We start from the raw sequence: 13,809 nt of genomic DNA on the forward strand, positions 1-13,809 counted from the left end.
ATCGATGAGCAAGAAGAGTACGTATATTTGATGCGTTCAGAGAGCTGGGGTAAGGTGTGAGCCCGGTACGATAAAATATACAGAATGGGCTTGCGAGAGGTATGCTGAACATTGCAGTAGGCAACCCGGGTTCCGCCGTTAAAAGGATAGGGTATCGGAATTTTCCTGTACCTGAACAAGTGGGATTTATTGATCCAATTGAGGTGGTACCACGGTATTCTATTACATATATCGTCCTCTACATGCATATTTGCGTGTAGGGGACTTTTTTATTTTCTAAAGGAGGTGTGCGAGTATGAAATGAAAGTGTATAATTGATAAAAGTTATAATATTCAGAAAAGGAGAATTTATGATGAAAGAAACACAGCAATGGACGTCGAAAATTGGCTTTGTACTCGCAGCAGCCGGAGCCGCAGTAGGTCTTGGTGCAATATGGAAGTTTCCATATGTTGCAGGTAATGGTGGGGGAGGCGCATTCTTCCTTGTATTCTTACTATTAACTTTATTTATTGGTATGCCTCTTCTTTTAGCTGAATTTGTTATTGGCCGTAGTACTCAAAAAGAGGCCGTTACAGCTTATAAAGTATTAGTACCGAATAGCAAGTTATATCCTTGGATTGGTCGTATGGGGGTTGTTACTTGTTTTAGCGTACTATCTTTTTATAGTGTTGTAGGTGGATGGATTTTACTTTATTTATACTATAGTGTCACAGGTAGTTTTTGGAACGGAGTAGTCGATTATGGACAATTGTTTGCTGAAACAATTTCAAATCCAGTAAGTGCGATTGGGGCGCAATTCATCTTTATGCTTTGTACCATTTTTGTTGTTAGTAAAGGTGTGGAAAAAGGCATAGAAAAAGCAAGTAAGTACATGATGCCGTTATTATTCATTTTATTTATTGCTATCATTATTCGTGCATTAACACTTGATGGTGCTATGGCTGGGGTAGAGTTCTTCTTAAAACCAGATTTTTCAAAGCTTACAGCAGATACGATTTTATATGCGATGGGGCAATCTTTCTTCTCACTAACGGTAGGTGCCTCGGTAATGGTAACGTATAGTTCGTATTTAAAGAAAGAAGAGCATTTAGCTAAATCAGCAACATCTATTGTAAGTTTAACTGTATTTATTACAGTACTTGCAGGGTTAGCGATTTTCCCAGCGATTTTCGCATTAGGAGTTAAACCGACAGAAGGACCAGGGCTACTGTTTATCGTTCTTCCTGCTGTCTTTGCAAAAATTCCATTTGGACAATTTTTCTTCATTATGTTTTTAGTTTTATTCTTCTTTGCGACTTTAACATCTGCGATTTCAATGCTTGAAATTGTAGTAGCATCTGTTGCGAAAGATAATGAGAAGAAGCGTCCGTCAGCTTCGTTATTAATTGGTATTCTTATTTTTGCAGTTGGAATTCCATCAGCGTTATCGTTTGGAATTATGAGTGATGTGAAAATATTTGGTAAGACATTCTTTGATTTCGTCGATTTTTCGGTAAGTAATGTATTACTGCCACTCGGAGTACTAGCCATTTCGCTATTTGTACCAAATAAAATGAGTAAAGAGCTATTAATGAAGGAATTAGAAGTTACGGAAACGAAAGGGAAAACATTGTTTAATATTTGGTTCTTCTTGCTTCGTTATGTTATTCCGGTAACTGTAATTATCGTATTTTTAAATGCGGTAGGCGTATTTAAAATATTTGCATAATAAAAAGACGGAGATTTCTCCGTCTTTTTATTATGTTGTAGAAGTATTTAATAAGCGATTATATGCTTTATAAGCTGTGACAACTGCGATAAATGATCCAATTAAAAATAACGCTGAGCCGCCGAATGTAAATAACCGGCCGATGTATGTTTCTCTAGCTTCTTCTATTTCTTCTTGTAATTGTGTATTCATATTTATCACCCCGCAAAATATAGGCATTTAGTTGTAGTTTATGTAAAATGCCTAAAAAGTGTGAAGTAGTAAAAAAAACTCGGTATGCACCGAGTTTTTTATAATCCGATATAAGGAGATGGATCAACTGCGTTTGTCTTACCGACATTCCATTCCCCAAGGTGAAGTTCGAAGTGTAAATGTTGTCCGTATGATTGGCCAGTGTTCCCCATAAATCCAAGTTGAGTGCCTTGTTTTACAGTTTGTCCATTAGATACAGAACGGCTACTCATATGTGCATATACAGTTGTATATGTTTTTCCGTTTATACGGTGAGATAAGTATACAACATTTCCGTAACTAGATGATAATTCTGAACGGATAACGACGCCATCTGCAGCAGCTACGATTGGCACTGTTCCTGAAGCTGCGATATCGATTCCTTTATGGTTATCTAAAGAACGTGTACCAAATCCTGAAGTTTTCGATCCAGCGGCAGGTTTAATAAATCCACCTTTGTTCGTATCTTGCGGTGTTGGTGCGGATTGTGTGCTTTCTTTAGCAGAAGCGGCTACCTGTTTTTTTGCTTCCTCAGCCTTACGTGCCTCTTCAGCTTTCCGCGCTTCTTCTGCACGTTTTTCTTCTTCAATTGCTTTTTGAACAGCTTGACGCTGGTTTTCTAAAATGCCTTTTGATTCTTCTAACCCTTCAATCTCTGAATCTACTTTTGCTACTTTCGTATGTAGATCGTTAATAAAAGTTTGTTGCTGTTGTTGGTTACTTTGTAATTCTTGCTGTTTTTGTTCTAATTTTTGCTCGGATTCTTTCAATTGCTGCTCTTTTTTCTCAACAGCTTCTTTTTCTGTCGTAACAGCATTCTGATCACTTGTTTGCTTTTTCACAATATCTGTATCGTTATTTAAAATTAAACTTACAGAATACATATTATCAACAAGATCAGCAATATTTGCAGAACTTGTTATTACTTCTGTAATGATACTCGTACGAGGCTTTTCTTGCATAGATTGTAGTCGTTGTTTAATAACTTCCTGTCGTGTATCTATGTTCGTTTGTAATTGCTCTATATGTTTCTTTTTTTCAGTAATAACTTGCTGTGTGTTGCTAATTTCTTTTTTTGTATCGTTTAATTCAGCTTCGTTTTTATTAATAGAAGTAGTTAATTCGTCGATTTTCTTTTGTAATTCCTGGATTTCTTTTTCTATTTGTTCTTTCTCAGCTGATTTATTTTGTAAGTCATTTTGTTTGCCTTCTAATTCGGATTGAATATTAGATAATTTATTCTCATTCGTTTCAGCGTATACGGGTGAAAGTAACGGGGAAACGAAAATCGTTCCAGCTGCTAAAACACTAAATGCTGCAAATTTCTTTTTCATGGTTGTCTTGCTCCTTTCCCTATGAATGTTATATATCATAAGAAGAAGAGTGTCTATCGTTGTAATCATAATGTAAAGAAAATTTTATAATTTTGCTAAGTTTTGTCGGAATTTAGTATCTTTTCGTAGTGTTTGTCATAAATTTAAAATTCTTGAATGTATAGAAAAAGATATCAATTTCTATATTTTTTTAAAAAAACATGGGAAATGATGGAGTTTTCCATAATGAAACAGTATTTTAAAAACCTACCAATCACTAGTGAGGAATCGATTTCATGTGAGGTTTTCTGACATGGAGTTTGTTTTTGTCAAGAAAATTATTTGCATTCGTGCAAACTTATTTTGTTGTCAGATTTTAAATTTTGATTTATGATTTTCAACAGGGACAAAATGTAGTGAATTGTCGAATAATATGTAATACTCTTAATTTCAAGTTTTATAGAGATAGAATGAGAGATAGAGTGACACATCGAAGAGGGGGTTACCACAAGTATGAAAAGAATAGGACTTGCATGGCAAATTTTAATAGGACTTGCGCTTGGTATTGCAGTTGGGGCGATTTTCTTTGGCAATCCGGAAGTGGTGAAGTACTTACAACCAATTGGTGATATTTTCATCCGATTAATTAAGATGATTGTTGTACCGATTGTTGTAGCGAGTATTGTTGTTGGGGTTGCTGGTGTTGGCGATGTTAAAAAGTTAGGTCGACTAGGCGGAAAAACAATTATTTACTTTGAAATTATTACAACGATTGCAATTGCTGTCGGTCTATTAATAGCAAACATTTTCCAACCTGGAAAAGGCGTTGATATGGATAAGTTAACAAAAACAGATATTTCTAAATATACACATACGACAGAGCAAGTACAAAGTCATTCGTTCGCAGATACGTTTGTAAATATTGTTCCGACGAACATTATGAAATCATTAGCTGAAGGTGATATGCTTGCTATTATCTTCTTCTCAGTATTATTTGGTTTAGGTGTAGCAGCAGTTGGTGAGCGTGGCAAACCAGTTCTACAATTTTTCCAAGGTGTAGCAGATGCAATGTTTTATGTAACGAACCAAGTTATGAAGTTTGCACCATTTGGTGTATTCGCATTAATTGGTGTTACAGTTTCTACATTCGGATTAGCTTCATTAATTCCATTAGGGAAATTACTCATTGTAGTATATGGGGCAATGATCTTCTTCGTTGTAGTTGTATTAGGACTTACAGCGAAAATCTTTGGAATAAACATTTTCCAATTCTTTAAGATTTTAAAAGACGAGCTGATCTTAGCGTATTCTACAGCAAGTTCAGAAACGGTTTTACCGAAAATTATGGAGAAAATGGAAAAGTTCGGTTGTCCGAAAGCAATTACATCTTTCGTTATTCCAACAGGTTATTCATTTAACTTAGATGGATCAACTTTATATCAAGCAATTGCGGCAATTTTCTTAGCTCAAATGTACGGTATTGAATTATCCATTACACAACAAATTACGTTATTACTTGTATTAATGGTTACATCAAAAGGTATCGCGGGTGTACCGGGCGTATCATTCGTTGTATTATTAGCAACACTTGGTACAGTAGGTATTCCAGCTGAAGGTTTAGCGTTTATTGCAGGTATTGACCGTATTCTTGATATGGCTCGTACAGCAGTTAACGTTGTAGGTAACTCTTTAGCGGCTGTAGTTATGTCTAAGTGGGAAGGTCAATATGACGCTGAAAAAGGACAAGCCTATTTAAAAGAGATATCTGAAAAGGGTCAAGCAGCTTAATTATAATATGAACAAGCTCTCACATAATATGTGGGGGCTTTTCTATATATAGAAGAGGAGCGGACGTAATGAAACGTAAATATGGTGACGGTTCTTCGTGGAAGCGACTAATAGAGAAGGATTATAGGGTTAAGCAAGTAGAGGATGGAATGTTAGGAATACTGGACATAAAAAAGGTGAGAGAACATAGTCATAAAGAATACAACGGTAAAAATCTTTGCATTGCAGGTGATGGGTATACATGGATGCAATATTTTATAAACGGCAAAAACTTTGCAATTACAGCTATGTTAGATGATCAGCAAAAATTAGTGCAATATTATATCGATGTGACGAAAGAATATAAAATAGACGAGCGTGGTTTACCTTATTTTGATGATTTATATTTAGATGTCGTATTGTTACCAAACGGTGAGATTTATGTATTAGATGAAGATGAGTTAGAGGATGCTTATAGAATGGACGATGTTAAGAAGGAAGAATATGAATTAGCTTGGCATACAACGAAGTGGATTATATCAGCGATAAAAAATGGAGAATTTTATTGGATCTCAGTATTGGATGAAGAAATTGAAAAGTTAAAATGATTGATGTATTCATATTTTTGTATAATTACCAAAAAAATCTATACAAAAAATAATTGACTTTTGTTTTGTAAGCGAGTAAAGTTAGGGAAGAAATTATTATTAAAAAATAAATATGAAACCTTCTTATAAAGAGAGGCGGAGGGACTGGCCCTACGATGCCTCGGCAGCGGACTCGATTTCAGAGTGCTGTGCCAAATCCAGCAAGCATGTGCTTGAAAGATGAGAAGAGTGTTTCTTATAGATGTATAAGACCTCTTCTCATCGGAAGAGGTCTTTTGTTATTCACTAGAAAAGGTTGAAAACTAGGGAGAGATGATACTTTGAAAGAAACGAGAGGAAATGGTTTAGCGTTATTACCACTTGGAATATTTTTGGCGCTATTTATTGGCTCTGGAATTATTACAGGTGATTTCTATAAATTGCCGATACTTGTAGCAATTTCAATTGCTGTAGGAATTGCTTTAGTGATGAATCGTAAAGAAAGCTTTAATGTGAAAGTAGAACGATTTGCTAAAGGTGCAGGAAATCCGGATATTATGATTATGGTATTAATTTTTGTACTTGCAGGGGCGTTTTCTGAAACAGCAAAAGGAATGGGCGGAGTTGATTCAACTGTTAATTTAGCGTTATCTATTTTGCCACCAGGATTTATCGTTGCTGGAATTTTTGTTATAGGGGCATTTATTTCATTAGCGATGGGAACTTCAATGGGAACAATTGCAGCACTAGCACCAATTGCTGTAGGTATTAGTGGGCAAACTGATATCTCAATTGCACTTGCGATGGCTACTGTTGTGGGCGGAGCGATGTTTGGTGATAATTTATCATTTATTTCAGATACAACAATTGCTGCTGTTCGTTCACAAGGAACAGAAATGAAAGATAAGTTTAAAACGAACTTTTTAATTGTATTACCAGCCGCTATTATTACAATTGTACTATTAGTAATAATTACTTTAGGAAGTGATACACAAGTTAAAGCCCATAGTTTTGACTGGATAAAGATTTTACCGTATGCAGGAGTACTTATTACCGCGCTACTTGGCTGGAATGTACTTATTGTGTTAACTGGTGGAACTGTATTATCTGGCGCTATCGGTCTTATAGATGGAAGTTACACGTTGGAGAGTTTCTTTAAAAGTGTAACGACTGGAATGGGCGGTATGATGGAGTTAGTATTACTTGCCATTTTAATCGGTGGTATGGTCGAACTAATCCAATATAATGGTGGTATTCAATATTTAATGAATCTTTTAACGCGTAATATTCGTTCGAAAAAAGGAGCAGAGTTCGGTATTGCTGGCTTAGTGAGTATGACGAATATGTGTACAGCAAATAATACAATCTCTATCATTTTTACAGGTCCGCTTGCGAAAAATATTGCAGATCAGTATGAAATTGATCCCCGTAAATCAGCGAGTGTACTGGATCTTTTCTCTTGTTGTGTACAAGGGTTAATCCCATATGGTGCTCAAATGTTAACAGCGGCAGGATTTGCTGCGTTATCTCCGGTCGAATTGTTACCATATGCATTTTATCCAATTTTAGTTGGAGTATGTGGAATCATTTCTATATTAATTGGTTTCCCGAGGTTTTCTAAAGTGGCGGAAAAAAAAGAGTATCATAAAACTGCATAACATAAAGAGACATTTATTATTAGCAGTTGAAAACGCTCGGAGAACATTCTCTGAGCGTTTTTTATTATTTATAAATCCTTTTTCAAATAGTAGTGCTTATAATCTCTTCCTACGTTATCGAGGATACCATACTCTTTATAACCGTATTTTTTATAGAAATCTAATGCTTGAAAGCTTAAAGTGTCAACTTTTATAAAATCACAATTTCTTTCTAAAGCGATTTTTTCTACTTCTAATAACAGTTTAGTTCCATACCCTAATGCACGTATATCTTCATCCATGATAAAAGAGTGAATCTCTAACCAATTCCAACAGACTTCACCTAATATCCCCCCGCGTATTTTACCATTTTCATCTTTAAGAAATAAATGAATCTCTAAGTATCTGTCTCTTAAATCAGATGGAAAGTGCTTTAAATTATATTCATAAAGCTGATTGTTTATATAGTTTTTAGCGGCGGTATTGATTTCTTTCGTAATGTGTAAATTCATGATATATCCCCTTTAATTTAAATATAGCTTTCTGATTTATTTTAACATAATTTTCTTAATGTTTTTTTAATGTAATTTAATAAACGTTTGTATGTATTGCTAATTTTTTGGACGCGCAAGTTGAGATTTTCATCCGTTATTGAATAAGAATTTTTCTGTATCTATACGCATCGCATACATGTTCGTTTTGCAAAAGGCTGAATTTAACTCAGTCTTAAGTCTGAGTTAAAAACGGTTCTTAAGCTCGTTATGAAAAAATGAAAAAATAGTTAAGATAAGAGTATCAAATCGAAGGGAGGCAAGCACAAGATGAAACAATTTCTAGCGTTTATCGCAGCCGGTATTTTGGCTTTAATTGCTCTTGGTAGTCTTGCTGGTATTGTAGGATTCGCCATTGGAGCAGGAGTTGTGTACTGGAGCTATAAATCATTTGTGCGAGCTAAATCATTCTTTGGAAAGTTAGCTTGGGGTATTGTTGGTTTAATCGGTTTGTCCATTGCACTTTCTCATTCCCCAGCATTAATCGGTATCGCAGCATTAGTAGTTTTATACTACGGATACCGTGAGTGGAAAAAAGGAAAAAATGTAGTTGTTGATTCTGCTCCAGAAAGTGCTAAACCATATAGCAACTTTGAAGATGAGTGGAACAAGTTAATGAAAAACTAATATAAAATAAATCAAATTATAAAGTAGAAGAGAGGAAGATTATAATGAAACAATCTTTATTCGGACGTGTACGCGATGCAATTTTAGCTGATTTTCATAATGTGTTAGATGAGAAAGAAAGAAAAAATCCAATTGCTATGTTAAACCAATATTTACGCGATAGTGAGCGTGAAATAACAAAAATTGAGAAATTAATTCAGCGTCATAAAACATTAAAATCTAACTTCGCTCGTGAGCTTGAGCAAGCACGTTATTTCGTTAATAAAAGATCAAAGCAAGCTATCATCGCACAAGAAGCAGGCGAATTGCAATTGCATGAACGTGCATTAGAAGAAGTAGCGTATTATGAAGGGCAAGTAACTCGCTTAGAAGAAATGTATGCTGGTGTTGTAGAGCAAATTGATGAGTTAGAGCGTCGTCTTTCAGAAATGAAAAATAAATTAAAAGAAATGAACGCAAAGCGTATGGAATTAATGGCACGTGAAAATATGGCGCATGCAAACCGCCGTATGAATACTGCTATGCATAAAATGGATGAAAATAATCCGTTCTTACGATTCGAAGAAATTGAAGATCACATTCGTGACATAGAGCTTCGTATAAATGAAGAGCATGAGCGTGATACATTTGATATGAAAATTGCAAAACTAGAGAGTGAAATGAAAGAGAAAAATGAAGTATCGTTAACGAAAGAAGTAACAAAATAATTGTAGTATATAATAAAACAGGCTTATGATATAGTGATAGGAGAAAAGGTGTTGGAAAGCAATGCCTTTTCTTCTATGTATATGTGACAAGGAGGGGGGAGCTGAAATGAAGAAGCAATTTTCAAAAACACAATTTATGGGGATGCTCCTCATCATATTTGGATTCGGTCTTTTTCTTGATATGATACTTGGACATTTTGAACCAGGTGGTCTAATATTTGCATTTATTATGATTATGTTTGGAAGACATTATCGAAAAAAGAACCGTTATGTAAGAGGGAATGTATTTTTATTTGTCGGTGGTATTGTCTTCTTATTCTTCTTATTTTCATCAGCGGCATTCGTACTTGTTGTGTTTGCTTGTTTAGCTTTAATTGGTTATCAACTTATTCAACAAGGACATCGGCAAAAAGCAATGAAAGTTGAAATTAAAGAACAGGGATATATAAATGAAGAAAAACAAATATATCGTACAGAACCGTATATAAAAAATATGTTTGTAGGTAATGTACGAATGATGGATCATATTTATGAAATAGAGGATATTAACGTCCAATATGGTGCTTGTGACGTCGAGATTGATTTAACAACTGCTATGATTCCAGAGGGAGAAACGGTTATTGTGATTCGGGGCGTCGTTGGTAATATTCGCTTATATGTACCATATGATATTGAATTGTCTTTAAATCATTCTGTTATTGTTGGGCGAGTGCTCCTGCCAGGACACGAAGAAACTGGATTTAACCGTAATGTTACGTTTAGAACAGAACAGTATAAAGAAGCCCCTCGTCGTATTAAAATTATTTCTTCGCTTGTCGTAGGCGATACGGAAGTGAGGAAAGTATAATGAAAAAACAAAGGAATATTTCGTGGATGTATATTCGTTATTCTATGTTGTCCTCTGTGAGTATCGCACTTATTTGTACAATTGTATATGTATGGAAAAGCGAGCAACAAGTTTATGATTTACTCTGGAAAGAATCCATTGCTTCTGTTCCAATTGGCTTGTTTATTATGAGTACGAGTCTTCTTATCGGAGGAATTGTAGGATATGCAATCGGTTATTATATAGAACAGCGTATACAAGGATTAAATACTTTTCTATTTGAAGTAGAGCGAGGGAATTTTCCGAGTGATGTTTCATTTACTGCGGACGATGAATTTCATGAAGTGGAACGAAAAGTAATTGGTCTTGCTCGTCGCTTAGAGGAGCAAGCTGGGCTATTTCAAAAAGTAACGAATGAACGAGCCCATTGGAATGAAGAGATGAGACAAGAAGCGATTTCTCAAGAAAGGCATCGATTAGCGAGAGAGCTACATGATTCTGTAAGTCAGCAGCTTTTTGCAATGTCGATGATGATGTCAGCCATTAATGAGCAAGCAGCTGAAATTCCAGACACGACGAAAAAACAGTTGCAGCTTGTTGAGAATATGGTTGTAAATGCACAATCAGAAATGAGAGCATTGCTCCTTCATTTACGCCCAGTGCAGTTAGAAGGTAAGAAACTAACTGAGGGTATAGAAGAATTATTAACAGAACTGTCTAGAAAGCAACATATGAAAATTGAATGGTTAATTGAACCGATTCAATTAAAAAAAGGTGTAGAGGATCATTTATTCCGTATTGTACAAGAGGCGCTGTCTAATACTTTACGGCATGCGAAGGCAAAGAAAACCGAAGTACGCCTTCGGAAAATTGATCAATATGCGATTTTGAAAATTATTGATGACGGTGTTGGGTTTAAAGTTGGTGTTAATAAGGCTGGTTCATACGGTTTAAGGTCAATGCAAGAGCGAGTTCATGAAATTGGTGGTACATTAAAAGTTCTTAGTTTTCCGAATAAAGGTACGCAAATAGAAGTGAAAGTACCTATTATGATTGAGAGAGGGGGAGAATCATGATAAAAGTATTACTAGTTGATGATCATGAAATGGTTCGAATGGGTGTATCAGCATATTTATCAACGCAGCCAGATATTGAAGTAGTTGGAGAAGCTGAAAATGGAAGAAAAGGTTCAGAGTTAGCTTTGCAATTAAGACCGGATATTATTTTAATGGACCTTGTTATGGATGAGATGGACGGGGTTGAAGCGACACGTGCTATTATTCAAGAATGGCCAGAAGCGAAAATTGTAGTTGTCACGAGCTTTTTAGATGATGAAAAGTTATATCCTGTTATTGAGGCGGGGGCGACAAGTTATTTATTAAAAACATCAAGAGCGAGTGATATTGCAGATGCTGTAAGAGCTACTTATGATGGGGAAACGGTATTAGAGCCGAAAGTTACTGGCAAAATGATGTCTCGTATGCGTCAGAAGAAAGAACAACCTTTGCATGAGGAGTTAACAGAAAGAGAGTCTGAAATTTTGTTATTAATTGCAGAGGGGAAAAGTAATCAAGAGATTGCAGATGAGTTGTTTATTGCCCTTAAAACAGTAAAGACACATGTGAGTAATATATTAAATAAGCTAAATGTAAGTGACCGGACACAGGCGGTTATTTATGCGTTTAGACACCAATTGACGAAATAAGAAGGAAGCTTTGACTATATATGGTCAAAGCTTTTTATTGACGGTTATTTATGTAAGCGTTATCATTAAGGTGTTAACAGTACATACAAAGGGGAGAGAGTGTATGTTAGTTCAAACGATATTTGGAATGGATGAAACGAAAAAATTAGGTAACTATGTGAATGCGTTGCAAGCACTTTGTGAACAATATGATATTGAAACAGATCGTATTGCAATTATTGAGGCAACAGAAGAATATTATTTATTTCTAGTGAAGCAAGAAGATTGCTATGATGTTGTAAAAGTAGAAACAGTGGATACGAATATTGATTACTATACGAAAGCTTATAAAGTAAGTAGCTTTAATCATACTTCTTATCAAATGTAAAAAACTCCCGAAATGGGAGTTTTTTTATGATACTTTCGATTCAGGTGAATGCCCCGTTAATGGTACTGTTTTTGCACGACTTAATTTTGCGATAGCAAAACCGATAATAGCCCCAACTAACGCTGGTACTAACCAGCCAATTCCTTCATTATATAATGGAATAAACTCAAAATAAGATGTGATAAATGAAACAGGAATATTCCCTTGTTTTAATCCGTCAAAAACGCTAACAACTGCTGTTCCGATTAAAGCACATACATAAACAGATCGATAGCCACCGAAGTATTTATGAAGTAATGATAATAACACGAGTACAATTGCAACTGGATATACAACAAGTAAAATAGGAACAGAGATGGCGATAATTTTTGTTAAACCTAAGTTGGCAACTAATAATCCTAACAAGCAAATGACACTTGCTAACATTTTGTATGAAAATTTTGTCAATAATGTTGAGAAGTATTGACTGCACGCAGATACAAGTCCAACGCATGTTGTTAAGCAAGCAAGTGTAACGATAAGAGATAACAGAATTAGACCATATGGACCGAATAATTGTTGTACGATAACGGTAAGTAGCTGTCCTCCATTTTTTGCGTATCCGAGAGAGACACTAGTTGTACCGAGCCAGCCAAGTGCACCATATACAAGTACGAGACCAGTAGCGGCAATAAGTCCTGCTTTTGCTGTAGCGATGGCAATTGATTTACGATCACTCACACCTTTTGAGCGAATTGCATTTACAACGATAATCCCAAATGCAAGTGCTGAAATGGTATCCATCGTTAAGTATCCTTCCATAAAACCTTTGAAAATTGGAGAAGTTTGATACTCTTGCATGGCTGGTCCAGATTGCCCGAGGGGTGTAAATACACTCTTAACGAATAATAAAAAAATAGAGAGTAATAAAATAGGTGTTAATACACTTCCGATACGATCGACGAGCTTAGAAGGGTTCAAACTAAGCCAAAATACGATAGAAAAGAAGATGACTGTGTATAAAAATAGCACTAGGCTGCTAGAGCGAATAGTTTCTGGTAAGAAAGAACTAACCCCCATTTCATAAGCGACATTAGCAACACGTGGGATGCCCATAGATGGACCGATTGCAATGTATACAACTACCGTAAAGAATATTCCGAATAATGGGTGAACATGACTTGCAAGTTGTTGCATTCCATTTCCTGATAGAGAAATAGCGATAACAGTAAGTAGTGGTAAGCCGACTCCTGTTAGTAAAAAACCAATCATTGCTGGCCAAAAGTTTTCACCAGCATTTTGTCCAAGCATTGGAGGGAAAATTAAATTTCCTGCCCCAAAAAATAAAGAAAATAGCATAAGGCCTGTGAAAAAAACATGTTTTTTTGATACAGTGTTCATTGTTTTTCCTCCTTTTTTGTAAATTCATTGTAAGAACACAAAAAACTCGTCCCTAAAGAAAGGGACGAGTTATAATTACCCGCGATACCACCCTAATTTATACATGTAGAAATAAATCTATATGTATACGGCTTTGCAACGTACAACATGATACGTGTTCCTTGTAACGGGGGACATCCGGTAAGAACTTACTTTAGCATTCGGTTCTACTTCTCGGAGATGATTTTCGGTTAAGCACTGAACGTTGGCTTTCAGCAAATCGCCAACTCTCTGGGGAACAGTCCTATAACGTACTCGTTCTCGTCAATGAATTTTAATTCAAGTATTCTGACAGTATTTTCACACGTTTTTTTTAGAAAGTCAACATATTTTTTGGGAAATAGACTTTCCTGTAGAAATATA

Annotated in this window: 14 protein-coding genes, 1 riboswitch and 2 other annotated features (1 of these 17 only partly in view); of the genes, 10 read left to right on the forward strand and 4 right to left on the reverse strand. The window is 35.5% G+C overall.

Annotated features, from left to right (window positions below):
• Positions 1-242: a binding site (T-box leader), on the forward strand; it begins 5 nt to the left of the window's first position.
• A 111-nt stretch (positions 243-353) separates the two neighbouring features.
• Positions 354-1,709, forward strand: coding sequence for a sodium-dependent transporter (locus tag ABH959_RS00200; RefSeq protein WP_002086712.1), 1,356 nt, complete (start codon positions 354-356; stop codon positions 1,707-1,709).
• A 30-nt stretch (positions 1,710-1,739) separates the two neighbouring features.
• Here the strand turns inward: ABH959_RS00200 and ABH959_RS00205 are convergent, their stop codons facing one another.
• Both ABH959_RS00205 and ABH959_RS00210 read right to left on the reverse strand, forming a co-directional pair.
• Complete coding sequence (locus ABH959_RS00205; RefSeq protein WP_002158647.1) at positions 1,740-1,901, reverse strand: hypothetical protein; 162 nt, start codon at positions 1,899-1,901, stop codon at positions 1,740-1,742.
• A 98-nt stretch (positions 1,902-1,999) separates the two neighbouring features.
• On the reverse strand, positions 2,000-3,274 hold the full coding sequence (locus tag ABH959_RS00210; RefSeq protein WP_044437969.1) for a murein hydrolase activator EnvC family protein: 1,275 nt from the start codon (positions 3,272-3,274) through the stop codon (positions 2,000-2,002).
• 492 nt (positions 3,275-3,766) lie between these two features.
• Between ABH959_RS00210 and gltP the strand changes: the two genes are divergently transcribed.
• From gltP to ABH959_RS00225, 3 genes are all read left to right on the forward strand, one after another.
• Complete coding sequence (gene gltP, locus ABH959_RS00215; protein ID WP_002086711.1) at positions 3,767-5,041, forward strand: glutamate/aspartate:proton symporter GltP; 1,275 nt, start codon at positions 3,767-3,769, stop codon at positions 5,039-5,041.
• A gap of 68 nt (positions 5,042-5,109) precedes the next feature.
• Positions 5,110-5,628 (forward strand): ribonuclease FAU-1 family protein, encoded by a 519-nt coding sequence (locus ABH959_RS00220; RefSeq protein WP_002149466.1) that lies wholly within the window; start codon positions 5,110-5,112, stop codon positions 5,626-5,628.
• 120 nt (positions 5,629-5,748) lie between these two features.
• Positions 5,749-5,854: riboswitch (SAM riboswitch) on the forward strand.
• Between the two features lie 94 nt (positions 5,855-5,948).
• Entirely contained in the window at positions 5,949-7,265 is a 1,317-nt protein-coding gene (locus tag ABH959_RS00225; RefSeq protein ID WP_002149465.1) for a Na+/H+ antiporter NhaC family protein, read from the forward strand.
• A gap of 68 nt (positions 7,266-7,333) precedes the next feature.
• Here the strand turns inward: ABH959_RS00225 and ABH959_RS00230 are convergent, their stop codons facing one another.
• Positions 7,334-7,756, reverse strand: coding sequence for a GNAT family N-acetyltransferase (locus tag ABH959_RS00230; RefSeq protein ID WP_002149464.1), 423 nt, complete (start codon positions 7,754-7,756; stop codon positions 7,334-7,336).
• Between the two features lie 309 nt (positions 7,757-8,065).
• Between ABH959_RS00230 and ABH959_RS00235 the strand changes: the two genes are divergently transcribed.
• The 6 genes from ABH959_RS00235 to ABH959_RS00260 all read left to right on the forward strand — a co-directional run bounded on the left by ABH959_RS00235 (position 8,066) and on the right by ABH959_RS00260 (position 12,027).
• Entirely contained in the window at positions 8,066-8,422 is a 357-nt protein-coding gene (locus ABH959_RS00235; protein ID WP_002011676.1) for a lmo0954 family membrane protein, read from the forward strand.
• Positions 8,423-8,466: 44 nt separating this feature from the next.
• Positions 8,467-9,129 (forward strand): PspA/IM30 family protein, encoded by a 663-nt coding sequence (locus ABH959_RS00240; protein WP_002011675.1) that lies wholly within the window; start codon positions 8,467-8,469, stop codon positions 9,127-9,129.
• 106 nt (positions 9,130-9,235) lie between these two features.
• Complete coding sequence (gene liaF, locus ABH959_RS00245) at positions 9,236-9,976, forward strand: cell wall-active antibiotics response protein LiaF (RefSeq protein ID WP_404492153.1); 741 nt, start codon at positions 9,236-9,238, stop codon at positions 9,974-9,976.
• Positions 9,976-11,031 (forward strand): sensor histidine kinase, encoded by a 1,056-nt coding sequence (locus ABH959_RS00250; protein ID WP_002011673.1) that lies wholly within the window; start codon positions 9,976-9,978, stop codon positions 11,029-11,031. The genes liaF and ABH959_RS00250 overlap by 1 nt, the downstream gene beginning before the upstream one ends.
• Positions 11,028-11,660, forward strand: a complete 633-nt coding sequence (locus tag ABH959_RS00255) for a response regulator (protein ID WP_000598709.1) — start codon at positions 11,028-11,030, stop codon at positions 11,658-11,660. Before ABH959_RS00250 ends, ABH959_RS00255 begins: the two co-directional genes overlap by 4 nt.
• A 10-nt stretch (positions 11,661-11,670) precedes the next feature.
• Entirely contained in the window at positions 11,671-12,027 is a 357-nt protein-coding gene (locus ABH959_RS00260) for a DUF3992 domain-containing protein (protein WP_002126339.1), read from the forward strand.
• A gap of 24 nt (positions 12,028-12,051) precedes the next feature.
• Here ABH959_RS00260 and brnQ3 read toward each other — a convergent pair whose 3' ends face one another.
• On the reverse strand, positions 12,052-13,407 hold the full coding sequence (gene brnQ3, locus ABH959_RS00265) for a branched-chain amino acid transport system II carrier protein BrnQ3 (RefSeq protein ID WP_269481058.1): 1,356 nt from the start codon (positions 13,405-13,407) through the stop codon (positions 12,052-12,054).
• Positions 13,408-13,464: 57 nt separating this feature from the next.
• Positions 13,465-13,723, reverse strand: a binding site (T-box leader).
• Positions 13,724-13,809: the final 86 nt, after the last annotated feature.

The organism is Bacillus sp. RC51 (assembly GCF_044908115.1).
GTDB classification, from domain to species: Bacteria; Bacillota; Bacilli; order Bacillales; family Bacillaceae_G; genus Bacillus_A; species Bacillus_A mycoides.

What these genes read in the sequence shown, in the direction of transcription:
- ABH959_RS00200 (WP_002086712.1), top strand. Translation starts at nt 354, where the DNA reads ATGAAAGAAACACAGCAATGGACGTCGAAAATTGGCTTTGTACTCGCA.
- ABH959_RS00205 (WP_002158647.1), bottom strand. Translation starts at nt 1,901, where the DNA reads ATGAATACACAATTACAAGAAGAAATAGAAGAAGCTAGAGAAACATAC.
- ABH959_RS00210 (WP_044437969.1), bottom strand. Translation starts at nt 3,274, where the DNA reads ATGAAAAAGAAATTTGCAGCATTTAGTGTTTTAGCAGCTGGAACGATT.
- gltP (WP_002086711.1), top strand. Translation starts at nt 3,767, where the DNA reads ATGAAAAGAATAGGACTTGCATGGCAAATTTTAATAGGACTTGCGCTT.
- ABH959_RS00220 (WP_002149466.1), top strand. Translation starts at nt 5,110, where the DNA reads ATGAAACGTAAATATGGTGACGGTTCTTCGTGGAAGCGACTAATAGAG.
- ABH959_RS00230 (WP_002149464.1), bottom strand. Translation starts at nt 7,756, where the DNA reads ATGAATTTACACATTACGAAAGAAATCAATACCGCCGCTAAAAACTAT.
- ABH959_RS00235 (WP_002011676.1), top strand. Translation starts at nt 8,066, where the DNA reads ATGAAACAATTTCTAGCGTTTATCGCAGCCGGTATTTTGGCTTTAATT.
- ABH959_RS00240 (WP_002011675.1), top strand. Translation starts at nt 8,467, where the DNA reads ATGAAACAATCTTTATTCGGACGTGTACGCGATGCAATTTTAGCTGAT.
- liaF (WP_404492153.1), top strand. Translation starts at nt 9,236, where the DNA reads ATGAAGAAGCAATTTTCAAAAACACAATTTATGGGGATGCTCCTCATC.
- ABH959_RS00250 (WP_002011673.1), top strand. Translation starts at nt 9,976, where the DNA reads ATGAAAAAACAAAGGAATATTTCGTGGATGTATATTCGTTATTCTATG.
- ABH959_RS00255 (WP_000598709.1), top strand. Translation starts at nt 11,028, where the DNA reads ATGATAAAAGTATTACTAGTTGATGATCATGAAATGGTTCGAATGGGT.
- brnQ3 (WP_269481058.1), bottom strand. Translation starts at nt 13,407, where the DNA reads ATGAACACTGTATCAAAAAAACATGTTTTTTTCACAGGCCTTATGCTA.